Raw genomic sequence first — 21,432 nt, 5'->3', positions numbered from 1 at the left:
GTGGTTGGCGTCTCGCCAACCGTGAGGAAGCAGGACATCACTATGCGCTGATGGTCCGGTCTGCGTCATGGTCCATATCCCTGAATCGCATTATGCGGGAAGATTGGCGTCCACTTGGCTGCCGTTTCAGTTCCACCCATGGTTGTGCCCACCAGGACCCGTATTTCTGTAGCTGCAGCTGCGTTGCTCTCGGCTCCTGTGTTGTGGGGAGGCGGTGTGAGCGCAGAGGAGAGGATCAACTGGTTAAGGACGCCGTCGGCAGCTAACACCACTCCGCTGCAGGCACCGCCCCCGCTCCCAACCACTCCTAGCCTGCCTCCGAGGGGTTACCGCTATCGCCTTGCTCCTGGGGATCAACTGGTGACCTCAGTGTTCAAGATCGACGGTTACGAGGCTGAGGTTCAGGTGTTGAGCGACGGCACCATCAACCTGCCGCGACTGGGAACGGTTGAAGTTTGGGGATTGACGCTTGAGGAAGCGCGTCAACGCATTACTGACGGTTACAGCCGATTCCTACGTCGACCGTTGGTCTACCTGGATCTTGTGAAACAGCGTCCGGTTCGGGTCACGGTCACGGGGGAAGTCGTTCGCCCAGGTGTTTTCACTTTGCCTGTCAACGGTGATGCATCCCTGGGTTCGACCAGCGATCTCTCTGATGTGGGTGTTGGCAGCGATGGCGGCGGCTGGCCGACCATGGTGGATGTAATTCAAAAAGCTGGCGGACTTGCCGCGACTAGTGATCTGGGCCGTTTGGAACTGCTGCGCCCCTCCCCCACCCCTGGTGGTCAAACACAGAGCTTTTTCTTCGACTACCTCACCGTTTTGAAGAAGGGCGGTTTTGCCCCGAATCCTCTGATCTATGACGGAGACAGCATCAGGGTGCACAAGGCGAAAACGGCTACCAATCTGGATCTACTGACGGCTTCTGCTTCGAATTTCGCCCCGGCAGTGATCAATGTGCAAGTTGTTGGTGAGGTCTTAGCCCCAGGCCTTGTGAAAATCGGTTCCAATGCTCCTTTATCTAGTGCAATCCTGGCCTCAGGTGGAGTCACCCGCCGAGGCAGCGCGAAGCGGGTGGATCTGATCCGCATGGATGGACAGGGACGCCCAACGGTGAAGCAGCTGCGTTATGACCCCAACGCTGTGCTTAGCAGCTCCAACAACCCTCCCCTGCGCAATGGCGATGTGGTGGTGGTGGACCGCAACACCTTCACAAAGGTCACCGACACGATGACCGATGCCATGTTGCCGTTTGAGCCGATTGTGGATGCGGTCTCGGTCTACCGGTTGCTTGGTTTGCCCATGCCTTCCAATGTCGGTCGTTGATTAAATTCCCAACCGGTCCCAGATCACGCCAAGGTTCTCTTGGTGCAGGGCGGTGCTGAAGCAGTCGGCCAGTTCGGCTGCCGACAACCGGCTGGTGACATCGCCATCTGCTTCGAGGTTGGCGCGGAAGTCGCCACCTGCGGTGTTCCATGCCTTGTGGGCGTTGCGTTGAACGACCCGGTAAGCCTCCTCTCGGCTCATGCCGGTGCCCACAAGAGCGAGAAGCACCCGTTGGCTGAACACCACGCCGCCATACACATTCATGTTGCGTCGCATGTTCTCCGGGTAGATCCCAAGACCCTTCACCACGCTGGTCATTTCCCGCAGCATGAAGTGCAGGGTGACTGAGCAATCGGGAAGCATCATTCGCTCAGTGGAGCTGTGGCTGATGTCGCGCTCGTGCCAGAGGGCCACGTTCTCAAGGGCAGCAATGGTGTAGCTGCGCAGCACCCGGGCCAGACCGCTGATCCGTTCACTGCGGATCGGATTGCGTTTGTGGGGCATGGCGGAGCTGCCCTTCTGGCCCTTGGCGAAGTTTTCCTCCACTTCCAGCACGTCGGTGCGCTGGAGGTTGCGGATCTCGGTGGAGAAACGCTCCAGGGAGGCGCCCACCAGGGCGAGGGTCTGCACGTAGTCGGCATGGCGATCGCGGGAGATCACCTGGGTGCTGGCGGTATCGGGGGTGAGGCCGAGGATTTCGCAGGCGATGGCTTCCACCTGGGGATCGGTGTTGGCATAGGTGCCCATGGCGCCGCTCACCTGGCCCACGGCCACATCCTGCTCAAGCCGTTGCAGTCGGATGCGGTTGCGCTCGGTTTCCGCCAGCCAGCCGGCCACCTTGAACCCGAAGGTGATTGGTTCACCGTGGATCGCATGGGAGCGACCGATCATTTCGGTGCCCTTATGGGCCCGGGCCAGTTCGCGCAGGGCGTCTGCCAGGGCATCGAGTTCGGTTCGCAACAGGGCTACCGAACGCTTCAGCTGCAGGGCCACTCCTGTGTCCAGCACGTCGCTGCTGGTCATGCCCACATGGATGTGGCGCCCGGCATCACCAACGTGTTCATTCACATTGGTGAGAAAAGCGATCACGTCGTGGCGCACCTCGGCTTCAATTTCGAGAATGCGCTCCACCTCGAAGCTGGCCTTGGCTTTGATGGTGTCGAGGGCCTCTTGGGGCACGCGGCCGAGCCGGCAGTTGGCTTCGGTGGCGGCAATTTCCACATCAAGCCAGCTCTGAAATTTCGCCTGCTCACTCCAGACGGCTCCCATCTCAGGAAGGGTGTAACGCTCGATCACCGGCGCGCTCGGTTGAACAACCCAACAAATCTATGGGTCCGCCTCCGCTCGCCCGAGTGAGCCCCTGTGCAGTCGTTCGAGCTCTGGATTGGCGCCAACCTTGAGCAATGACTCCGACGCTCTACCTGCACTGGACGGCAACGCCCTACGACTGGATCCGCCCTGGGCACTACCACTCGATCATCAGCGGTGATGGCCGTGTGCACCGCTTGCATGATTACAACGTGGATCTGCCGGCTTACACCTACGGCCGCAACCGCAACAGCGTCGCGCTCTCCCGTGCCTGCATGGGCGGCGTGCCCGATCCCTGGACACAGCCCCCAACGGATTCCCAACTCAACAGCCTCTGCGCCGAGGCCGCTGCCGTTGCCCGCAGCTGGGGCTGGGGCGCGGAGCAGATCACGGTTGAGCGGGTGATGACCCATTCCGAAGCAGCCTCCAACCGCGATGGTCGTTGGATGCACGACAACTACGGACCGGTGATCTGGGGCGGGACCGGGGAGCGCTGGGATCTGCTGCAGCTGTCCAAGAACGGTGCCACCGACGGAGGAGAGCAGCTGCGGCATCGCATTCAAGCGCTGTTGCGGGTGCCGGATGGGCGTTCTGAGCAGGACCTGCTTGCCTTCCGGGGCACCACGACCATTCAGGCCCGCGGCCGTGAGCTCTCGGTTCAGTTGGATGCCTTGGGCCGCTCCTGGGCCTTGGCCTCCGATCTTCTGGAGCGTTATGTGCTGCCGTTCGCCTGGGATGCAAGCCACCGCCGGGTGCTTATCGGCGCCATGGATGTCAGTCCAACCTTTCGTAAGGAAGTTGTTCAGGCTGAGGTGGGTTGGCCGCTGTTTGAGATGGCGCTCCAGAGCGGCTCAGCCTTGGTGATTCTTCAGGGAATTCTTCGGCCCGGAACCGATGGGGACCGGGCCTGGTGTTTGGTGGTGGAATTCGCCGAGGAATTCGGCATCTCCGTTGGTTTTGATCCGCTCAGGCTTGGAGAACGCCGCGGCGGATAGGGCTTTTCTGGTGGTACAGGCTCAGAGTGCCGTGCTGTCGCGGTCGCCGGTGCGGATGCGAACCACCGATTCCACGGGGCTGATGAAGATCTTGCCGTCACCGATTTCACCGGTACGGGCAGCATCAGCGATCGACTTAACCACCTCTTCGACGCGGTCGTCCTCGACCACCACCTCAATCTTCAGTTTCTGCAGAAATTCAACGGTGAATTCCGAGCCGCGGTAGCGCTCCACCTGACCTTTCTGGCGGCCGAATCCCCGCACCTCACTCACGGTCATGCCGATGATGCCGGCCTCAACCAGCGCCACCTTGACGTCTTCCAGCTTGAAAGGACGAATGATTGCTTCGACCTTTTTCATGGGGGGAGTACGGATCTGGTCTCAAGGATGCCGCGGTTCTCAGAGCCGTGCGTGGCGGCTGTTACAGAACGCTGCCGAAGCTTGACTTCCTAGGGTCACGGATCAGAACTGGTCCCCTCAGCCCCTTGACCCAGACCCCGCTCTACGGCGAACGCGCCATCGCAGAAGCCGAGCTGATCTGCTTCGACAACCCCCGGCCTGGGCGCCCCTACGAGGTGGCGATCGAGCTGCCGGAATTCACGTGCAAATGCCCTTTCTCCGGCTACCCCGATTTCGCGGTGCTGCGCCTTACTTATCAACCCGGGCCGCGGGTGGTGGAGCTGAAGGCGATCAAGCTGTATGTGAACAGCTACCGCGATCAGTCGATCTCCCATGAGGAGGTCACCAACCGCATCCTTGATGATCTGGTAGCGGCCACTGATCCAGTGTGGATGCAGCTGGAAGCCGATTTCAACCCCCGCGGCAACGTGCACACCGTGGTGCGGGTCAGCCACGGAACCCGTCAGCCCTGCTGATCGACCACCACCTGCTCCAGCAACTGAGGCAATTCACTGGCGAAGGCGGCGAGGTTGCGGTTGCAGAGGCCACCCATGCTGAGGGTTCCATCGGCAGCGATGGCCCACAGCTGCCGGGTGGCCACGAGGCTCAACCCACCGCCCACCAGCAAGACTGCGAAGCCCAGGTACACCAGCGGTACTCCTGGATCCCGTTTGAGCAAAAGTCCGCTGGCCGGCAGCACCGCATCCACCCGCATCGGCAAGCCTTTGACTTCTGCTGAGGGTCCACCCGGTCGCAGTCGGGCGAGCTGCTGGCCGTCGGCATCGAACACTGTGGCGGGCCCCTGTTCGCTCTCCAGACTCAGAAACACCGGTTCGGTTCCATCGGGGCGGGTCGGCAGCACTAGGCCCCAGATCTGATCACCCAGCTCCGGATAGGTCTGCAATGGCAGCTCCAGCACAGGGCTGCGACCGATCTGCAAGCTGATCGTCGCCAGTGACCAATCGGCCTGGTAGATGGTGATGCCCCTGTGCCGCAGCGGGTGATTGACGCTGATCTCGGCATCCAGGGTTTGGTTGGGTCCCTGCAGCTGCAGAGCGGAGCGGAATTGTTCCGTGCGGCCCGCCTGGTCCCGGTCAATGGCGAACCGGTCCAGGGTGATCGTCAGCTGACTGGTGCCATCGCGATCCAGCAGATCGAGGCTGCGCCCGGGGGCCAGGAATCGCTCAAGGCGGTTCCCCGCCAGAGCACCCCAGGCGGCGCCCAGCATCAGCAGCACCAGGCCGGTGTGCACCAATAGGGGTCCCACCCGGCCGATGGCACCGCGCCGGGCCGCCAGCCGCTGGGGCTTGCGTTGCACCTGCCAGCCGCTGGCCCGTAGCACCGTCTCCAGCTGCGACAGCCCCTGGCTCGTGTCGGGGCAGGGCTGGCTTTCGGCGATGGCCAATTTGCTCAGCTGGCGTGTGGTGCGGTAGTCGATCCAGCGCCGGGTCGCCATCAGGGCCGGCCACTGACGGCGCCAACTGCAGAGGATCAGGGCGAGCCCCAGCCAGGCCAGTAGGGCCAGAAACCAGCCGCTGGAATACACATGATCGAGCTGCAACTGCAGCACCTGCTCGCCGTGGAGCAGCCCCAGCCAGGGGGTATCGGCGTAGGCATCGATGTAGCTCGAGGGTGGATCCCCCTGGGGGATGCCGGTGCCCACGGCACTGGCCAGAGCAATCAGCAGCAGAAGCACTATGGCCAGCCGCAGATCGCTGAGCCAGGCGGCCAGGCGTTTCAGCAGTGCCATCCCCATCAGCTCCAGCGTGCCAGCAGGGTGAGCAGACCGCTGGTGAGCAGCACCACTCCGCTGGCTGGCGGCACCCAGCGACTGATGCCCCGCAGGGCGAGCAGTTTGGGAATGGCTGCTGCAAAGGTGCCCGCCAGCAACAGGGGCAGCACCTGACCGATGCCGAAGCTGCTGAGCAGTGCCACCCCTGCCAGGGGACGTCCGCTCTGGGCAATCCAGCCCAGCAGGACCGCCAACACGGGGGTGGTGCAGGGTGAGGCCGCCAGCCCGAAAGCTAGTCCTGCTGCAACTGGCGCAAGCGGGGCCGGCACCTTCTGACGCCATTGCTCCGGATCCGGGCCGCTGGGCAGTGGAATCCGCAGCACTCCCAGCAGGTTGAGCCCCATCGCTACCGCCAGGATCGCCACCAATGTGGGGATCAGTGCGGGCACCTGGCCGTAGATCCGGCCCAGCAGTCCGCTGATGCTTCCCAGCACCACCAAGGCACCGACGATGCCGCCGCAGAAGGCGAGGCTGCGCTGCCAGGCCGGTTGGCCATCGTCAAAGCCCGCCAAGTAGGCCAGCGTCACCGGCAGCAATGACAGGGAACAGGGCCCCAGGCTGGTGAGGGCGCCGCCACCAAACACCAGTGCCAGCGTCAGTGGACCTGGATCCGCCAGGGCGCTCTGCAGCAGCTTTTCGCTGCTCTGAGCCATATCGGAGAGCAGCAGCAGATCCACAGGTGCCCTTGAGTGTGCAAAGCCTATCCAGGCAAGCCTGTCACCAGACCAGGCTCAGCGTTGACGCAACGACCGTTGTCGCCCATGGGATCGCCCACCGATCAAGCCGGTGGATTCCAGTGAACAGCGGATCAGCAGGCCCAGGATCACCAGGCTCGACATCAGCGAGTTGCCGCCGTAGCTGATCAAGGGCAATGGCAGACCGGTGGTGGGCATCGCCCCAGAGGCCACCGCGATGTTCAGGATCGACTGGCCTACCAGGATCGTGCTGCAGCCGATGGCCACAAGCCGTGCCTGGTTGCTTCGGCAGCGCAGGGCCACCCGCAGCCCCACCCAGGCCACCAGCATCAGGAACAGCAGCAACAGCACCGAGCCCACGAATCCAAATTCCTCGGCGAACACCGCGTAGATGAAATCGGTGCTCTGGATCGGCAGGTATTGGAGCTTTTGGGTGGAGAGGCCATAGCCCTGCCCCATCCAACCGCCCGATCCGATCGCCAGCAGGCTCTGCACCAGCTGATAGCCATCTCCCATCGGATCGTTCCAGGGATCCAGAAACGACACCACCCGGATCCGCTGATATTCATTGATCAAAATGCTGGCGGTGCCTAGCAGCGATCCCGCAAGGGCGGTGCCTAGCAGGCTGCGCCAGCGCAGGCCGGCTGCTAGTGCCACCATCCAGAGAGTGAGTCCCATCAGGGCCGCTGTGGAGAGGTTGGGTTGCTTGAGGATCAGCAGCAACAGCCCGCCGAAGCTCCCCAGCCAAAGCAGCTTCTGGTCGAGGCTCATGCGGTTCCAGGGAGCGAACAGGTTGGCGGCCTGGAGCACCACAAAGGGTTTCACCAGCTCCGAGGGCTGCATCTGCAGTGGGCCCAGCACCAGCCAACGGCTGGCGCCGTTCACCGTGGTGCCCATCACCAGGGTGGCGGCGATCAACAGGCAGCCCATCCATAGCCCCGGGCCTGACCAGCGCAGCCAGCGCCGCAAGTTGGTGGAGATTGTGATGCCCAGCAAACTCCAGCTGGCCATCAGCCAGATGGCCTGCCGCTTGAGGTAAAAGCCGCCGTCGCCCATTTCTCGCAGGGCCACCCACCAACTGGCTGACGCGAGCACCACCAGTCCTGCCACACTCCAGAATCCGGCCAGCCCCATCAGCAGGCGAGCTTCCGCAGGCCAGAGCTGCCAAGGCAGGGGCAGCAGCCGCTGGATCAGAGTCGACTTCTGAGCCTCTTGTTGTCCCCGTCGTCTCGAAGCTCTTTGGAGGGTTGTCGCTTGACCCAAACGTTTGCTCAAACAGCGTCAATGCTCCATTGAGCCGTGAAATGGTTGCCTTGCCAAGGCACTGATTGAACAGAATTGTTGGCTGGGAGTCTTTGCAGGCGTTGGTGAGCAGCGGTTTCGTTTATGCAACGTTCAAGCGCTCATGCTCAACTTCCCATTGCACGTGGGATCCCCAGGATTGTTGGCGCACCCAGCAGCGTCCCCCGCGGCAGTGAAGAACTTGGAAGGGCGGTAGGTCGGAGGGCTGGTTATCGAGCCGCACAAAGATGCCCGGCCGCAACAGCGGCACCACCTTGGCGGGTTTGGGGCGGTGGTTGGACACGTCGCTCGACGCGAATTGAGAAAATCCTCTAGGCAGAACACGTTCCAGCCGCTGGATCGCCGGATTTCTTCGGGATCGGTCTGCTTTTATGTCGCAATGGCGTCCAAACAGCGTCTTGATCTGGAACTCCTGACCCGTGGATTGGTCAGTTCACGCCAACAGGCGCAGCAATTGATTCGTGCTGGAAAGGTGCGGGATGGTTCCGGGACCCTGTTGGATAAGCCCGGAACAGAGGTAACGCCGGAGCGAGAACTTCGGGTGGAGCAGCCCCCCCGCTTTGTCTCTCGAGGGGGCGAAAAACTACTAGAGGGCTTGAGGGCTTTTCCTGTGCCGGTAAAGGGGCGTGTCTGCCTGGACGGCGGCATCTCCACAGGGGGATTTACCGATTGCCTGCTGCAGCACGGTGCTTCTCGTGTTTATGGCGTTGATGTGGGTTACGGCCAGACGGCCTGGAGCTTGAGGACTGACGAACGGGTGGTGCTGCGGGAACGCACCAACCTGCGCCATCTGCAGCCCGACGATCTCTATGGAGCTGACGATCCCTGGCCCAGTTTGGCCGTCACTGATGTGTCGTTCATTTCCCTGCGGCTGATTCTTCCAGCCTTGCGCCGGCTGTTGCGGGGCCCAGAGACCGATGCGCTGGTGCTGGTGAAGCCGCAGTTTGAGGTGGGCAAGAGCCGTGTCGGAAAGGGGGGCGTGGTGCGTGACCCTGCGGCCCACAGGGATGCCATTGAATCCGTGATTGCAGTAGCAGCAGAATCGGGTTGGCAGCCCCAGGGCTTGGTGGCTTCACCCATCACCGGGCCTGCCGGCAACCACGAGTACGTGCTCTGGTTGGGGGAGGGAGATGCCGCTGTTCTTCCGGATCTCGATGCTTTGGTGGCGCAGACCCTCCACGGTTGATGGCCAATAAAAAAGCCCGGTGATAAACCGGGCTTGGAATTTGCTTGGGAGAGGAGTTCAGTTGCCGACGTTGACTTGCTGACCCCCGGTGCAGAGCTCCACCTTGATGATGCGGCCACCCTGCTTTTGGATGCGCTGCTGTTCAGCGAACCAGCTGTCGTAGGGCACCCACTTGGTGAAGAAGGTGTTCTGCAATTCGCGCTGCGTCCGAACCTTTTCAGGGCTGGGGATGCAAGCGGTGACTTTGAACAACCGCATGGGGCTCAGTTGCCGAGACCGGAACAGATGTAGTCGAAGTAGACACCCATTTCCTTGCCGGCATCAGGGCCGACCAGTCCGGCAGTGACTTCCTTCATGGCCTGGATGGCCTGAACGGTGGCGCCGATTGGCACACCCAGAGAGTTGTAGGTCTCCTTGAGCCCGTTCAGAACACGTTCGTCGAGGATCGAGGTGTCGCCGGCCAGCATGGCGTAGGTGGAATAACGCAGGTAGTAATCCAGGTCGCGGATGCAGGCTGCGTAGCGGCGGGTGGTGTACATGTTGCCGCCGGGACGGGTGATGTCCGAGTACAGCAGAGCCTTGGCCACGGCATCGCGAATGATGGCCGAAGCATTGGCGCTGATGGTGGCGGCAGCGCGCACGCGCAATTCACCACTGGCGAAATACGACTCGAGGCTGCCCATCGAAGCCGTGTCCAGGTAGAGGCCTTGGACGTCCGACTTGTTGATGACGTTGGTGATGGCGTCTTGCATGAATCCGTGAGGAGGCGAGGGAGAAAATCAGCGTGCGGTTCAGGCGAGGGCGCCAACCACGTAGTCGAAGTAGGTGCCGGCTTCCTCTGCGTCGGCTCCAGTGAGGAGGCCCATGGCGACGATCTTCATCTCGCGCACGGATTCAGCTAATGCTTCCAGGGGTGTGCCCAGGGAGCGGTAGAGCTCTTTCGCGCCAATCACACCGATCTCTTCGATCGGAGTGACGTCACCGGCAACGATGCCGTAGGTGACGAGGCGGAGGTAGTAATCCATGTCACGCAGACATGTGGCGGTCATCTCTTCGCCGTAGGCGTTGCCGCCGGGGGAGATGACGTCGGGACGCTTCTGGAACAGCTGACCACCAGCCTGCTTGACGATGCGCTCGCGGCTCTCGCACAGGACCTGGGCCACGCGCAGACGGCGTTGACCGCCGGTTACGAAGGCTTTGATCTGGTCGAGTTCGCCAGGGCTGAGGTAGCGGGCTTCGGCGTCCGCGTTGATGATCGAGTTGGAGACGATGCTCATGCAGTTCTGCCTCGAAACAAGCGGCCGCCCGTAGGAGACCGGTATCCGGTGAATAAGGGGTGATCCCGAGGGATCGCGTCCCAGACTAAAGGCTGGGACAGGGGGTCGAAGCGTTGGGAGTGAGACTTGTTCACATCGGTCAACACTGACCGGGGTGAGCTCGCTCCCTTGGATTCGGCTGATGCATTCTGCGCTGGCGATGGCCAGGGAAATTTGGCCAGGTAACAGTTCTTCACGGCGCGTCTGTTCTGCGGAGAAGCCTTGGCATCACTGCGATCTGCGAGATCGACACTGATGTAGCCATGACGCACAAAAATGACCCCGATAAAGCCTTACTTCACCGGGATCGGATCACAAAAACCACTGTGATTTGTGGAGGCTGTTTGTCAGCGAAATGGAGACCTGAGGATCAGATCGCGTCGCCCGTCGGTGGATTCAGGCCGGCATTGCCGCGGTAGAGCGAGGCCGTGCGCTGGATGGTGGCTTGGTTGACCCCTGATGCGGTCGCCATGCCGTCGATGCGGGGCACCGTCGTGCTGATCCGTTCCGCCAAAAGTTCAGTCACGGCAGCGCCATGACCAGCTTGAGCGCGGGTGATCAGGAAGCGGCTGGTCTCCGCTGGGGTGGTGGCCCGTCCCAGCAGAGCCAAACCTGCCGCGGACGCGGCCCGAAGGGGTGCCATCGTGGCGATTCGGTTCTGGAACGCTTCGCTCATCGCTACTTCAGCAATGAACTCGGTCAGGTCAATGTCCTGATTGCGCAGCCGTGATTCCGAGCTGATCAGACGCTCATTCCCTGTGGGGACACGGTTGAGAAGCTGCTTGTAAGTTGCATTCACAGCAGTCTGGAGTTCATCTTCGCTGCACGGCTGTTTCAGCTCCAGCGTCGCGGGAAGTCCACCCCGCAAGCGGAATCCTTCAGCGCCTTCTGTGACAAGAGCCATGCCCATGCGTGGGAGTGCTTGCCCGCTCCGCGCGTTGGAAGAAATCAGCTCAACGCTCCATGACCGGCCACCAATGCTGGTTGGCGTTGAGTTGCTGGCTCGCCGCATCGGGAAGCCAGTCCTGTTGGATGCAAGACGTTGTTGACGCACCACCGACAGCCAACTGGGCGCACCGGCGTTTCCGCTCGTCGTTGTCGTGAAGTCTTGGGTGGCTGTCTTTTGCGTGTCGGGCAGGTTGCGTGGCGTCACATCGCCACTACTGCGGAATGCCTCGGACCGCTGTGTTTCTGGACGGCTGCTGAGGGTTAGGTCAGCGGCAGCCTCAAGATTGAGAGCACGTGACCAGCCTGGAGTTCGGCGTGCAGTCACATCACCAGGTGTGATGAAACGTTCGTAGGGGACTGTGTCGGCCCCAAAAGCTTCGCTGTAGTCCTTGCTGTCGATTAGTGCGTCCACCACGCCGTAGAAGCCCTGTCTTGCGGCTGTATCGAAGAGCGCATCGATTTCCCAGCGGCCGAAGGTGGGGCGTCCCAGCAGACGGCGGTGCATGACTTCGATCGCTTTCACGATGTAGAGGCCGCTCCAGTAGCGGCGTCGGAAAGCATCGGATTTGGCGACTGCCCGAACAAAATCCTTGAGGGAGATGTCTCCGTTTTCTAGGCGGGCTTCATCAGAGCTCATCCGCTCTCCCGCATAGCCGCCGTTGCCTAGCACTTGCACGTAAACAGCCTTGATGACGGCTTGGGTGCTGGCCTCAGTCGTACGGACGCTGGGCTGACCACCTCGCCCTGGATTCACAGTGCCACCCGTGGCGATCTGCTGAAGTCGCATCACACGCGGACCACCCTTGCGGGGGCGGCTCTTGCGGAAACTGTCGCTGTCCAGTTGGCCAGGGCTGTTGAGGCCGTTGCTCACGAGCAATCGGCGACTGTCGTAGCCGTAGGGGGCTGGTCGGGTGGCGACTGAGGCGGTTCCGCTGGGGAAGATGGCGCCGAATTTGTTCGCCACCGGATCATTGCCACCGCCGTAGACGTGCTGGTCGGCAAAGGGCTGGCGGTAGGAGGCGTAGAGAGTGACGTACTGCGGTGCGCCATCGAACGGGGCGCTGAAGTTGAACAACTTGCGGTTGGAGCCCCAGCCGGCACTTTCCTGAGCTTCCGTGCCGAGATCGCGCAGGTAGGGAACGGTTTCCTCTCCGAAGGCCTGGGCGTACTCCGAGGAATTCACCAGCACATCCACAAGACCGTTGAGGCCCTGGTCGCTGAGGATGGCGAACGACTTGCGGAATTCCTCAAGGGAGCTGATGCCCCGGCCGAGGAAGTGGCGGTAAGCCAGTTCCACCACGCGGCTGTTGACGAAACCGTCGTGGAACTGCTGGCGGTATTCCTTGCTGCGGCCAAGGGCGCGAACGAATTCGCGCATTGAGATTTGGCCCTGGCTGACAGCGCTGGCCTTATCGGCACAGGGAGTCTGGGAGTAGCCCTTGGCGATGTCGCGCTCAAACACCTGGCGGTAGGCGGCGCGGATGATTTCTGCTTTTTCGGCTCCGGACAGACCGGGACGCATTTCAAACAGCTGGCGTCCCTCTGAAGCCAGGGCATAGATCGCCGGCAGCTGCAGGCCCTGCTGCACTGCACTCCCCTGGCGTTGTTTGGTGCTGGGAGTGGGGATGGCCAGCTCCTGCAACAGCACGTTGAAGCAGTCGATGGTCATCTGACGGGCTTCAGGGCGATCCCTTAGCAGCTCCGCTGAGGCGGCACGCATTTCCTGAAGGGCCACATTGGTGGCGGCCAGGGAGCAGTTCTCGAGAAGGATGTCCCGGAGCCCGCGGGTGTTCACCGCAAGGATGCTGGGGTCTCCGGCGACCAGTGCGTAGCCCACGTAGCGCAGGAACCAACCCATGTCGCGCACCGACTTGCGCATGAAGGCCGGGCCGTATTTGGCCACGCTGATGGCGTTGAAGCCTGTGGGAAGTACCACTCGAATATCAGCATCCCCTCCGGCCCCTTCGAGAAGACGGGTCAGAAAGTTGCCTCTTTTTTTGGTGCCGCTATCGCCAGTAAACGTGCGCACCGACTGCTCAAAGGCGGCTTGGTCAGCTGCCAACGGAGTGCCCTCCTGACGTGTTGAACGTCCGGTTTCGCCCGTTGTTAGAGGCGCTTCAAGGAAGGAGAGGGGCGTTCCCCCCACAAAAATTCTGTTGGCGGCGCGGGCCACGATGGCCTCGGCGTTGGCCGCAATGATCCGGGACGCTTCGATCCGGTCCTGACCGGTGCGGAAGAAGGTCACAAGACTGTCCAACTCCCCGTTGTCAGGGAATCGGTCCTGCTGCTCTGCCTGACGGACGCTGGAGAGCGGCAGCGTGTCGAACAGTTGGGGAGACACGCGCGGGCTGCCGCTGCTGGCGGTCACTGTCATCGACGAAAGCAAGCCGGATCGCGCCACGTTACGGCTGCTGGGATGGCCCTCCGTGCCCCCATGAACAAATGTTTGCAGGCCTTGCGGTGCTGCAGGGGATCCACGGGTCTGACGTGAAAAGCTCGCAGGCGCGAAATCAGCGCTGCATGACCCACCCCAAGCCCAGTGATGCTGCGACTCCCGTGGTGAGTGCGTTTTATGACCGTTTCCCTTTCCCAGGGGATCCACTGCAGGACGGGCCGCCACCTGGATACAACTGGCGTTGGTGTCACCGCAGTGTTCTGGCCGCCGTGCACGGATCGATCCCTGCAGGGATGGAGGCGCCGCGAATTCTCGATGCCGGCTGCGGAACCGGGGTCAGCACCGACTACCTATGCCATCTAAACCCTGGTGCTGACGTGCTCGGGGTGGACATCAGTGATGGGGCGCTGGCGGTGGCGCGGGAACGCTGCCGGCGCTCGGGGGCGGCCGAGCAAGTGACCTCTCTGCGTCAGGTGCAGCGCAGTCTTCTTGATCTGAGCGACGAAGGGTCGTTCGACTACATCAATTCGGTGGGGGTGTTGCATCACCTGGATCAGCCGGAAGCGGGGTTGCGCTCCCTGGCGGATCGCCTGGCTCCTTCGGGTCTGCTGCATCTCTTTCTTTACGCCGATGCCGGTCGCTGGGAGATCCATCGCACCCAGAAAGCGCTGAGTCTTCTCAATGCCGGCACAGGCTCGGAGGGCCTACGTCTGGGGCGGGAGCTGTTCGAGACCCTGCCCGAGGGCAACCGCCTTGCCCGTCATCACCGGGAACGCTGGGTCGTGGACTGCGCACCTGACGCGAACTTCGCGGACATGTACCTGCACCCGCAGGAAACCAGTTACAACCTCGAGCGTCTCTTCGCGTTCATCGAAACGGCGGGTCTGCATTTCGCCGGCTTCTCCAATCCGGAGGTTTGGGATCCATCCCGTCTTCTGCAGGGAGAACTGCTGGAGCGAGCCCAGGCCTTGCCACCGCGTCAGCAGTGGGAGCTTGTGGAGCAGCTGGATCCCGACATCAGCCACTTCGAGTTCTTTCTCTCCGCGGCACCGGTGGAGCGACCTCGCTGGAGTGATGAGGCCCTTGGCCTGGCCAGCGGTTTGGTTCAGCCCTGCCTCTGGGGGGAACCCGATCCAATTCTTGGTCGCAACATGGAGCCCATTCAGCTCAGTGATGGCGACCGCGCCCTGCTGCGGACTGTCGCTGAGCAGCCGGAACAGAGGCTGGGGGCCCTTGCGTCTCCTGATGAGATCCGCGAACTTGTGGATCGCCAGCTGCTTCTGTTGCAGGAATAACAGCAGCGAACGCGTGATAGATTCCGCGCGCCATTTCAGGCAGCGCTTGGAAGATTTTTACCGTCTTCAACGTCGCCTGCTGTTGGCCACCGTTCTGGTGTCACTCGTCACGGTTCCGATCGTGGCTCTCACCATGAATCTCTCGGTGGCCGGCAGTGTTTTTGTGGGCTCCTGCGCCGGACTTCTGTACGTGCGCTTGTTGGCTCGCAGTGTGGCCCGGCTCAGTGACCAGTCCCGTGGACTGGGGCGTTTTCAGCTCATCGTTCCAACCCTGCTTGTGGTTGGTTCGGCCAAGCTGCCTCAGCTCGATCTGCTGCCGGCCTTCCTGGGATTCCTTCTCTACAAGCCCGCCCTGATTCTTCAGCACGTCTTCGACGACCGCTGAGTCTGAGCACTTTTCTCTGCACCCATGGCTTTGTTGCCCTTACCACTCCCGTTCGCTGAACTGGAAGTGGGTCATCACCTGTACTGGCAGATCGGCGATCTGTATCTGCACGGCCAGGTGTTCCTGAGCTCCTGGATCCTGATCGGCATCCTCCTCGCTGTGGTGCTTGTCGGCACCCGCGGGATGAAGCGCGACCCGATCGGTCTGCAGAACCTGCTCGAATTCCTCTGGAATTTCATCCGCGACATCGCCCGCGACAACATCGGCGAGAAGTACTACCGCGACTGGCTGCCGTTCATCGGCACCTTGTTCCTGTTCATCTTCGTGAGCAACTGGGGCGGAGCTCTGATCCCCTGGAAGATCTTCGAACTCCCCGAGGGTGAGCTCGGCGCTCCCACCGCAGACATCAACACCACCGTGGCGATGGCTCTGCTGGTGTCACTGGCGTACTTCTATGCCGGCCTGAGCCGAAAGGGCCTGCGCTTCTTCGAGCTGTACGTGGAGCCGACCCCGATCATGCTCCCGTTCAAGATCATCGAGGAATTCACCAAGCCTCTCTCCCTTTCCTTCCGTCTGTTCGGAAACATCCTGGCTGACGAATTGGCTGTGGGAGTGCTGGTTTATCTGGTTCCGCTGATCGTGCCCCTGCCTGTGATGCTCCTGGGTCTGTTCACCAGTGCCATTCAGGCTCTGATCTTTGCGACCCTGGCTTCCTTCTACATCGGTGAAGGCCTCCACGAGGCTCACTAAAAACCGATCCCCTCTATCGCCTGAGAACGGCGATCTGCTAAACACATCCGCGCGCAGGTCCGGCATTGCACCCGGGCCCGTTCCTTCGGGAATGTCCCTGCGCGGGGGGAACCGATCCCCAAGTCCATTCCGTACAGCGCTCCCCAGCGCTTCCCCTTACACCACCCAACATGGATTCCATCACCTCCGCCGCTTCCGTTGTGGCTGCTGGCCTGGCAGTCGGCCTCGCCGCCATCGGCCCTGGTATCGGTCAGGGCACCGCGTCCGGCGGCGCTGTTGAGGGCATCGCCCGTCAGCCCGAAGCCGAAGGCAAGATCCGCGGCACCCTGCTGCTGTCCCTGGCATTCATGGAATCGCTGACCATCTACGGCCTGGTGGTGGCTCTGGTGCTTCTGTTCGCCAACCCCTTCGCCGGCTGATCAGTGCAGGGGGATCGCTGATCCCCCTCCTGAACTTCTTGTTTCGATTCCTTCCCGGCGCACCTTTCCATGACCTGGCTTCTGCTCGCTGAAGCAGGTGTTCCGGAGGGAGGTCTTTTTGACCTCGATGCCACCCTTCCGCTGATGGCGGTTCAGGTGGTTCTCCTCACCTTCCTGCTCAATGTCCTCTTCTTCCGTCCGGTCGGCAAGGTCGTGGAAGATCGTGAGGGCTACATCTCCACCAGTCGTGCTGATGCCAAGCAGAAGCTTGCTCAGGTTGAACGCCTGGAAGCTGATCTGGCTGAACAGCTGAAAGGTGCCCGCCAGGCCGCTCAGGCCGTCATCGTTGAGGCGGAACAAGAAGTTGATCGGCTTTACCGCGAAGCGCTGGCCCAGGCGGAAGCTGAAGCCAACCGCACCAAAGAGGAAAGCCGTCGTGCCATCGAGGCCGAGCGTGAGTCCGCCCGCACCCAGCTCAAGGGTCAGGTGGATCAGCTGAGCACCACGATCATCAACCGTTTGCTGGCCGCGTGATGACCCTCAATCTCAATCCGCTCGAGACAAATCTGGTCAACCTGGTCATCGTGATCGGGCTCCTGTTTTGGTTCCTGCGCGGTTTCCTGGGAGGAATCCTGGAACGCCGCCGTGCCGCCATCCTTCAGGAATTGCAGGACGCAGAGTCCCGCCTGAAGACCGCCACCGAAAACCTGAGCCAGGCCCAGTCCGAGTTGGCTGCTGCCCAGCAGAAAGCCGAGAAGATTCGTGCTGATGGTCAGGCCCGCGCCGCAGGCATCCGTGCTGATGGCGAGAAGCGCACCATCTCCGTGATGGCTGCGATCAAGGCCGGTGCCGATGCCGATGCCGAAGCCGATGCTGCTCGGATCAAAGACAGCCTGCGACGTGAGGCTGCCCTGGCTGCAATCGACAAGGTCCTCGCCGAACTTCCGGCTCGTCTTGATGCCAGTGCTCAGGCCAAGTTGATCGATTCCACCATCAAAAACCTGGAGAACGCCTGATGCCTCTCCTCAACTCCCTGGCTACCCCCTACGCCGAAGCATTGCTTCAGGTCACTGAGGCCCGTGGCGAGTCTGAAACCGTTGCCGATCAATGCAAGCAACTGCTTGCGATCTGGAACGACTCCGAAGATTTCCGCGACGCCATGGTGTCCCCGGTGCTTGAGCCGGATGCCAAAAAGCAAGCTCTTAAGGCGCTTGTGGGTGAGGATGTCACTCCTTCAGTTTTCAATTTGCTGAAGGTGCTGGCTGACCGTCAACGCCTTATCGCTTTCGATGCGGTGATGCTTCGCTACCTCGAGCTTTATCGGGAACAGCAGGGCATCACGCTGGCCCAGGTCCGTTCTGCTCAAAGCCTCACTGAGGATCAACAGGCGGCACTGTCCAAAAAGGTGCAGGCCATGGCCGGCACTAACAAGGTCGACATCGACCTCAGTGTGGATCCGTCCCTAATCGGCGGTTTCGTCGTGAGTCTCGGATCTCAGGTGATTGACGCCAGCCTGTCTGGCCAGGTTCGTCGCCTCGGTCTGGCACTCGCCAAGGCGAGCTGACCTCACTCTTTCCTCCACCGCTCCTTCCTCCCCAACTCCCAGCAGGGATCACACGCCATGGTTTCCATCCGTCCCGACGAGATCAGCGCCATCCTCAAGAAGCAGATTGAGGACTACGACAAGTCGGTTTCCGTCAGCAATGTCGGCACCGTTCTGACCGTGGGTGATGGCATCGCCCGCGTTTACGGCCTGCAGCAAGCCATGGCCGGCGAACTCATTGAATTTGAGGACGGCACTGAAGGCATCGCCCTGAACCTCGAAGACGACAACGTCGGCGCGGTGCTGATGGGTGAGGGCTACGGCATTCAGGAAGGCAGCACGGTGAAGGCCACCGGCAAGATCGCCGCTGTGCCAGTGGGTGAAGCCATGCTGGGCCGGGTGGTGAACTCTCTGGGCCGCGCCATCGACGGCAAGGGCGAAATCGCCACCAGCGAGACGCGCCTGATCGAATCCATGGCGCCCGGCATCATCCAGCGCAAGTCGGTGCACGAGCCGATGCAGACCGGCATCACCGCGATCGACGCGATGATCCCCGTCGGCCGTGGCCAGCGCGAGCTGATCATTGGTGACCGCCAGACCGGCAAGACCGCCATCGCGATCGACACGATCCTGAACCAGGCGGATCAGGACATGATCTGCGTCTACGTCGCCGTGGGTCAGAAGGCTGCTTCCGTGGCCAACGTCGTTGAAGTGCTGCGTGAGCGCGGTGCTCTCGATTACACCGTGATCGTGGCAGCCAACGCCTCCGAGCCTGCTGCGTTGCAGTACCTGGCTCCCTACACCGGTGCCACCATCGCCGAGTACTTCATGTACAAGGGCAAGGCCACCTTGGTGATCTACGACGATCTCTCTAAGCAGGCTGCTGCCTACCGCCAGATGTCGCTCCTGCTGCGTCGTCCGCCCGGTCGTGAGGCCTACCCCGGCGACGTCTTCTACTGCCACAGCCGTCTGCTCGAGCGTGCAGCCAAGTTGTCTGATGCCATGGGCAAGGGTTCCATGACGGCCCTGCCGATCATTGAGACCCAGGCTGGTGACGTTTCGGCTTACATCCCCACCAACGTGATTTCGATCACGGATGGTCAGATCTTCCTCAGCTCCGACCTGTTCAACTCTGGCCTGCGTCCTGCGATCAACGTGGGTATCTCCGTGAGCCGGGTGGGCGGTGCTGCCCAGACCAAGGCCATCAAGAAGATTGCCGGCACCCTGAAACTGGAGCTGGCCCAGTTCGACGAGCTGGCCGCCTTCTCCCAGTTCGCTTCTGACCTGGACGCCTCCACCCAGCAGCAGCTGGAGCGCGGCAAGCGCCTTCGTGAGCTGCTTAAGCAGCCCCAGTTCAGCCCGCTGATCCTGGCTGAGCAGGTCGCCATCGTTTACGCCGGTGTGAAGGGCTTGATCGACGACGTTCCCGTCGACAAGGTCGTCGACTTCTCCCGCGAACTGCGTGAGTACCTCAAGTCCAACAAGGCTGAGTTCATCACCGAAATCCAGGAGAAGAAAGTGATGAGCCCTGAGGCTGAAGCGATCCTTAAGGACGCCATCACCGAAGTCGTGTCCACCATGGTCGCCTCCGCGGCCTGAAGGAGCTGCCGACATGGCGAATCTCAAGGAAATCCGAGACCGAATTAAGTCGGTCAAAAACACCCGCAAGATCACCGAGGCCATGCGCCTGGTGGCTGCGGCCAAGGTGCGCCGCGCCCAGGAGCAAGTGCTCCGCAGCCGTCCCTTCGCGGATCGGCTGGCCCGGATCCTGGAAAACCTCCAGTCCCGTATGGGCTTCGAAGACGCGGCATCTCCCCTGATGCAGCAGCGCAATGTTGAGACCATCACCCTGGTGGCGGTCACCGGTGATCGTGGCCTTTGCGGTGGCTACAACGCCAACATCATTAAGCGCACGGAACAGCGTTTTGCTGAGCTGAAGGGCAAGGGCTTCGATGTGAAGCTGCTGCTGATCGGCACCAAAGCCATCGGCTACTTCACCCGTCGTGACTACCCGATCCAGGCCACCTTCTCCGGACTGGAACAGGTTCCCACCGCTGATGAGGCCAACACGATCTCCACGGATCTGCTGGCTGAGTTCCTGGCCGAAAGCACCGACCGCGTCGAGCTGATCTTCACCAAGTTCATCAACCTGGTGAGCTGCAAGCCCGTGGTTCAGACCCTCCTGCCCTTGGATCCACAGGACATCGCTGATCCTGAGGATGAGATCTTCCGTCTCACCACCAAGGACGGCCTTCTGACGGTGGAGCCTGGTGCAGGCCCTGCCAACACCGAGCCGAAGATCCCTTCGGACATCGTGTTTGAGCAGACTCCCGAGCAGCTGCTCAATGCGCTGCTTCCGCTGTATCTGCAGAACCAGTTGCTGCGTTCCCTGCAGGAATCGGCTGCTTCAGAGCTGGCCAGCCGGATGACGGCCATGAACAACGCCAGCGATAACGCCAAGGAGTTGGCCAAGACCCTCACCCTTGACTACAACAAGGCCCGCCAGGCTGCGATTACTCAGGAGATCCTGGAAGTTGCAGGTGGTGCTGCCGCTGTTGGCTGATCCTTTTGGTCGATCGATTTATCGAATGCCGGTCCTTCGGGGCCGGCTTTTTTGTGCCGTGTTAACGGTGAAGCGCAGCGGTTGGAGGGTGTGGGCGTGCTTCAGCTTCATCAGCTCTTCCCCACCGTGGTGGCAACAACGCAACTGCCTCTCGACCCCCTGCAACAGGCGTCATCCATGCAGGCTCTGCTGGGGCTTCGCGGCGAGGCCGAGGGCAACCCCAATGAAGGCTGCGCCTGGACGGGGGATCTGCATGGGGTGTGGCAGCTGCATCAACAGCAGCCCTTTCAGGCCTTGGCTGAGCTGGTGGTTCAGCAGGCCTGGAGTTATCTCGGTTCGATTGGGTTTGAGCGAAGCCAAGTGGCCCTGCATCTGCAGCGTTGCTGGCCTGTGATCAGTGATTGGGATCAAGCGATTGGCCGCCACCATCACCCCAATGCCCATCTCAGCGCTGTTCTCTACCTCACGGGTACTGGCTCGGGAGAGGAGGGCGTGTTGCGGCTGCATGCCCCCCATCAACCCAATGAGTTGGTGGCGGGTTTGGCGGTGGGTTACAGCGGCCCGATTGCTGAAGGCCACCCGTTGAATCTGTCCCACTGGGATCTTGCCCCACGCCCGGGTTTGCTGGTGCTGTTTCCGTCGAGCCTGCAGCACAGCGTTATGCCCAACGACGATCCAGACGAGCTGCGCTGTTCCATCAGTTTTGATTTCTTGCTGACGGCCCCAGCGCAGGGTGGCTCTCCGGAGTATCTGGCGCCCCACCCCTTCCATTGGGACTCGCTTGAGGAGCCCACTGCCTGAGAGAATGCGGCCTC

General features: G+C 61.6%; 24 protein-coding genes. 14 read left to right on the top strand and 10 right to left on the bottom strand.

Features of this window, described 5'->3' with window-relative positions; translation table 11 throughout:
* Nucleotides 1–138: 138 nt before the first annotated feature.
* Complete coding sequence (locus SynA1562_RS10690; RefSeq protein ID WP_255445650.1) at nucleotides 139–1,326, top strand: polysaccharide biosynthesis/export family protein; 1,188 nt, start codon at nucleotides 139–141, stop codon at nucleotides 1,324–1,326.
* Here SynA1562_RS10690 and purB read toward each other — a convergent pair whose 3' ends face one another.
* Nucleotides 1,327–2,622 (bottom strand): adenylosuccinate lyase, encoded by a 1,296-nt coding sequence (gene purB, locus SynA1562_RS10685; RefSeq protein ID WP_186493833.1) that lies wholly within the window; start codon nucleotides 2,620–2,622, stop codon nucleotides 1,327–1,329.
* Nucleotides 2,623–2,729: 107 nt separating this feature from the next.
* On the opposite strand from purB, the gene SynA1562_RS10680 reads away from it, so the two are divergent.
* The gene (locus SynA1562_RS10680; protein WP_186493832.1) at nucleotides 2,730–3,629 is read left to right on the top strand and encodes an N-acetylmuramoyl-L-alanine amidase; all 900 of its coding nucleotides are present in this window, start codon (nucleotides 2,730–2,732) and stop codon (nucleotides 3,627–3,629) included.
* A 21-nt stretch (nucleotides 3,630–3,650) separates the two neighbouring features.
* Here the strand turns inward: SynA1562_RS10680 and SynA1562_RS10675 are convergent, their stop codons facing one another.
* Complete coding sequence (locus SynA1562_RS10675) at nucleotides 3,651–3,989, bottom strand: P-II family nitrogen regulator (RefSeq protein WP_006851285.1); 339 nt, start codon at nucleotides 3,987–3,989, stop codon at nucleotides 3,651–3,653.
* Between the two features lie 125 nt (nucleotides 3,990–4,114).
* On the opposite strand from SynA1562_RS10675, the gene queF reads away from it, so the two are divergent.
* The gene (gene queF / locus SynA1562_RS10670; protein ID WP_186493831.1) at nucleotides 4,115–4,504 is read left to right on the top strand and encodes a preQ(1) synthase; all 390 of its coding nucleotides are present in this window, start codon (nucleotides 4,115–4,117) and stop codon (nucleotides 4,502–4,504) included.
* On the opposite strand, the gene SynA1562_RS10665 is transcribed toward queF, so the two are convergent.
* The 4 genes from SynA1562_RS10665 to SynA1562_RS10650 all read right to left on the bottom strand — a co-directional run bounded on the left by SynA1562_RS10665 (nucleotide 4,492) and on the right by SynA1562_RS10650 (nucleotide 8,100).
* Complete coding sequence (locus tag SynA1562_RS10665) at nucleotides 4,492–5,778, bottom strand: cytochrome c biogenesis protein ResB (RefSeq protein ID WP_186495411.1); 1,287 nt, start codon at nucleotides 5,776–5,778, stop codon at nucleotides 4,492–4,494. The genes queF and SynA1562_RS10665 overlap by 13 nt on opposite strands.
* A gap of 5 nt (nucleotides 5,779–5,783) precedes the next feature.
* Entirely contained in the window at nucleotides 5,784–6,473 is a 690-nt protein-coding gene (locus SynA1562_RS10660) for a cytochrome c biogenesis protein CcdA (protein ID WP_170952029.1), read from the bottom strand.
* A gap of 78 nt (nucleotides 6,474–6,551) precedes the next feature.
* Nucleotides 6,552–7,790, bottom strand: a complete 1,239-nt coding sequence (locus SynA1562_RS10655) for an FtsW/RodA/SpoVE family cell cycle protein (protein WP_115010109.1) — start codon at nucleotides 7,788–7,790, stop codon at nucleotides 6,552–6,554.
* A gap of 109 nt (nucleotides 7,791–7,899) precedes the next feature.
* On the bottom strand, nucleotides 7,900–8,100 hold the full coding sequence (locus SynA1562_RS10650) for a hypothetical protein (RefSeq protein WP_186493830.1): 201 nt from the start codon (nucleotides 8,098–8,100) through the stop codon (nucleotides 7,900–7,902).
* 96 nt (nucleotides 8,101–8,196) lie between these two features.
* Between SynA1562_RS10650 and SynA1562_RS10645 the strand changes: the two genes are divergently transcribed.
* Nucleotides 8,197–9,003 (top strand): TlyA family RNA methyltransferase, encoded by an 807-nt coding sequence (locus tag SynA1562_RS10645; RefSeq protein WP_186493829.1) that lies wholly within the window; start codon nucleotides 8,197–8,199, stop codon nucleotides 9,001–9,003.
* Nucleotides 9,004–9,060: 57 nt separating this feature from the next.
* Here SynA1562_RS10645 and SynA1562_RS10640 read toward each other — a convergent pair whose 3' ends face one another.
* The 4 genes from SynA1562_RS10640 to SynA1562_RS10625 all read right to left on the bottom strand — a co-directional run bounded on the left by SynA1562_RS10640 (nucleotide 9,061) and on the right by SynA1562_RS10625 (nucleotide 13,641).
* Nucleotides 9,061–9,261 carry a phycobilisome linker polypeptide gene (locus SynA1562_RS10640; protein WP_006851140.1) on the bottom strand — a complete coding sequence of 67 codons (201 nt, stop codon included), beginning with the start codon at nucleotides 9,259–9,261 and terminating at the stop codon, nucleotides 9,061–9,063.
* A 5-nt stretch (nucleotides 9,262–9,266) separates the two neighbouring features.
* On the bottom strand, nucleotides 9,267–9,755 hold the full coding sequence (apcB, locus tag SynA1562_RS10635) for an allophycocyanin subunit beta (protein ID WP_006849956.1): 489 nt from the start codon (nucleotides 9,753–9,755) through the stop codon (nucleotides 9,267–9,269).
* A gap of 39 nt (nucleotides 9,756–9,794) precedes the next feature.
* Complete coding sequence (locus tag SynA1562_RS10630) at nucleotides 9,795–10,280, bottom strand: allophycocyanin subunit alpha (protein ID WP_006849995.1); 486 nt, start codon at nucleotides 10,278–10,280, stop codon at nucleotides 9,795–9,797.
* A gap of 409 nt (nucleotides 10,281–10,689) precedes the next feature.
* Nucleotides 10,690–13,641: a phycobilisome rod-core linker polypeptide gene (locus tag SynA1562_RS10625; RefSeq protein WP_186493828.1), complete on the bottom strand. Its 2,952-nt coding sequence runs from the start codon at nucleotides 13,639–13,641 to the stop codon at nucleotides 10,690–10,692.
* A 146-nt stretch (nucleotides 13,642–13,787) separates the two neighbouring features.
* On the opposite strand from SynA1562_RS10625, the gene SynA1562_RS10620 reads away from it, so the two are divergent.
* The 10 genes from SynA1562_RS10620 to SynA1562_RS10575 all read left to right on the top strand — a co-directional run bounded on the left by SynA1562_RS10620 (nucleotide 13,788) and on the right by SynA1562_RS10575 (nucleotide 21,418).
* A complete protein-coding gene (locus SynA1562_RS10620; protein WP_186495410.1) occupies nucleotides 13,788–14,957 on the top strand; it encodes a class I SAM-dependent methyltransferase in 1,170 nt (389 codons plus the stop codon).
* A 46-nt stretch (nucleotides 14,958–15,003) separates the two neighbouring features.
* Entirely contained in the window at nucleotides 15,004–15,342 is a 339-nt protein-coding gene (locus tag SynA1562_RS10615; RefSeq protein WP_006849693.1) for a hypothetical protein, read from the top strand.
* 24 nt (nucleotides 15,343–15,366) lie between these two features.
* A complete protein-coding gene (gene atpB / locus SynA1562_RS10610; protein WP_006852023.1) occupies nucleotides 15,367–16,092 on the top strand; it encodes a F0F1 ATP synthase subunit A in 726 nt (241 codons plus the stop codon).
* A gap of 170 nt (nucleotides 16,093–16,262) precedes the next feature.
* Entirely contained in the window at nucleotides 16,263–16,511 is a 249-nt protein-coding gene (gene atpE, locus SynA1562_RS10605; protein ID WP_006851467.1) for an ATP synthase F0 subunit C, read from the top strand.
* Between the two features lie 69 nt (nucleotides 16,512–16,580).
* Entirely contained in the window at nucleotides 16,581–17,045 is a 465-nt protein-coding gene (locus SynA1562_RS10600; protein WP_006851720.1) for a F0F1 ATP synthase subunit B', read from the top strand.
* Nucleotides 17,045–17,527, top strand: a complete 483-nt coding sequence (locus SynA1562_RS10595) for a F0F1 ATP synthase subunit B (RefSeq protein WP_186493827.1) — start codon at nucleotides 17,045–17,047, stop codon at nucleotides 17,525–17,527. Before SynA1562_RS10600 ends, SynA1562_RS10595 begins: the two co-directional genes overlap by 1 nt.
* The gene (atpH, locus tag SynA1562_RS10590; protein WP_011365132.1) at nucleotides 17,527–18,075 is read left to right on the top strand and encodes an ATP synthase F1 subunit delta; all 549 of its coding nucleotides are present in this window, start codon (nucleotides 17,527–17,529) and stop codon (nucleotides 18,073–18,075) included. Before SynA1562_RS10595 ends, atpH begins: the two co-directional genes overlap by 1 nt.
* A 57-nt stretch (nucleotides 18,076–18,132) precedes the next feature.
* Nucleotides 18,133–19,653: a F0F1 ATP synthase subunit alpha gene (gene atpA / locus SynA1562_RS10585; protein ID WP_011365131.1), complete on the top strand. Its 1,521-nt coding sequence runs from the start codon at nucleotides 18,133–18,135 to the stop codon at nucleotides 19,651–19,653.
* A gap of 13 nt (nucleotides 19,654–19,666) precedes the next feature.
* Entirely contained in the window at nucleotides 19,667–20,617 is a 951-nt protein-coding gene (locus tag SynA1562_RS10580) for a F0F1 ATP synthase subunit gamma (protein WP_011365130.1), read from the top strand.
* Nucleotides 20,618–20,668: 51 nt separating this feature from the next.
* A complete protein-coding gene (locus tag SynA1562_RS10575; RefSeq protein WP_255445649.1) occupies nucleotides 20,669–21,418 on the top strand; it encodes a putative 2OG-Fe(II) oxygenase in 750 nt (249 codons plus the stop codon).
* Nucleotides 21,419–21,432: the final 14 nt, after the last annotated feature.

Origin of the sequence: Synechococcus sp. A15-62, assembly GCF_014280075.1 — a bacterium.
In the GTDB taxonomy this organism is placed as follows: domain Bacteria; phylum Cyanobacteriota; class Cyanobacteriia; order PCC-6307; family Cyanobiaceae; genus Parasynechococcus.
The sequence above is the reverse complement of the archived record's forward strand: the minus strand, read 5'-3'. Positions and strand labels throughout refer to the sequence as shown.

Excerpts from the sequence above, each read along its gene's own strand:
- SynA1562_RS10630 (WP_006849995.1), bottom strand. The coding sequence starts at position 10,280 with ATGAGCATCGTCTCCAACTCGATCATCAACGCGGACGCCGAAGCCCGC.
- atpB (WP_006852023.1), top strand. The coding sequence starts at position 15,367 with ATGGCTTTGTTGCCCTTACCACTCCCGTTCGCTGAACTGGAAGTGGGT.
- SynA1562_RS10595 (WP_186493827.1), top strand. The coding sequence starts at position 17,045 with ATGACCCTCAATCTCAATCCGCTCGAGACAAATCTGGTCAACCTGGTC.
- atpA (WP_011365131.1), top strand. The coding sequence starts at position 18,133 with ATGGTTTCCATCCGTCCCGACGAGATCAGCGCCATCCTCAAGAAGCAG.
- SynA1562_RS10600 (WP_006851720.1), top strand. The coding sequence starts at position 16,581 with ATGACCTGGCTTCTGCTCGCTGAAGCAGGTGTTCCGGAGGGAGGTCTT.
- SynA1562_RS10625 (WP_186493828.1), bottom strand. The coding sequence starts at position 13,641 with ATGACAGTGACCGCCAGCAGCGGCAGCCCGCGCGTGTCTCCCCAACTG.
- SynA1562_RS10660 (WP_170952029.1), bottom strand. The coding sequence starts at position 6,473 with ATGGCTCAGAGCAGCGAAAAGCTGCTGCAGAGCGCCCTGGCGGATCCA.
- atpH (WP_011365132.1), top strand. The coding sequence starts at position 17,527 with ATGCCTCTCCTCAACTCCCTGGCTACCCCCTACGCCGAAGCATTGCTT.
- apcB (WP_006849956.1), bottom strand. The coding sequence starts at position 9,755 with ATGCAAGACGCCATCACCAACGTCATCAACAAGTCGGACGTCCAAGGC.
- SynA1562_RS10665 (WP_186495411.1), bottom strand. The coding sequence starts at position 5,778 with ATGGCACTGCTGAAACGCCTGGCCGCCTGGCTCAGCGATCTGCGGCTG.
- SynA1562_RS10640 (WP_006851140.1), bottom strand. The coding sequence starts at position 9,261 with ATGCGGTTGTTCAAAGTCACCGCTTGCATCCCCAGCCCTGAAAAGGTT.
- SynA1562_RS10580 (WP_011365130.1), top strand. The coding sequence starts at position 19,667 with ATGGCGAATCTCAAGGAAATCCGAGACCGAATTAAGTCGGTCAAAAAC.
- SynA1562_RS10680 (WP_186493832.1), top strand. The coding sequence starts at position 2,730 with ATGACTCCGACGCTCTACCTGCACTGGACGGCAACGCCCTACGACTGG.
- SynA1562_RS10645 (WP_186493829.1), top strand. The coding sequence starts at position 8,197 with ATGGCGTCCAAACAGCGTCTTGATCTGGAACTCCTGACCCGTGGATTG.
- SynA1562_RS10675 (WP_006851285.1), bottom strand. The coding sequence starts at position 3,989 with ATGAAAAAGGTCGAAGCAATCATTCGTCCTTTCAAGCTGGAAGACGTC.
- SynA1562_RS10620 (WP_186495410.1), top strand. The coding sequence starts at position 13,788 with ATGACCCACCCCAAGCCCAGTGATGCTGCGACTCCCGTGGTGAGTGCG.
- atpE (WP_006851467.1), top strand. The coding sequence starts at position 16,263 with ATGGATTCCATCACCTCCGCCGCTTCCGTTGTGGCTGCTGGCCTGGCA.
- SynA1562_RS10690 (WP_255445650.1), top strand. The coding sequence starts at position 139 with ATGGTTGTGCCCACCAGGACCCGTATTTCTGTAGCTGCAGCTGCGTTG.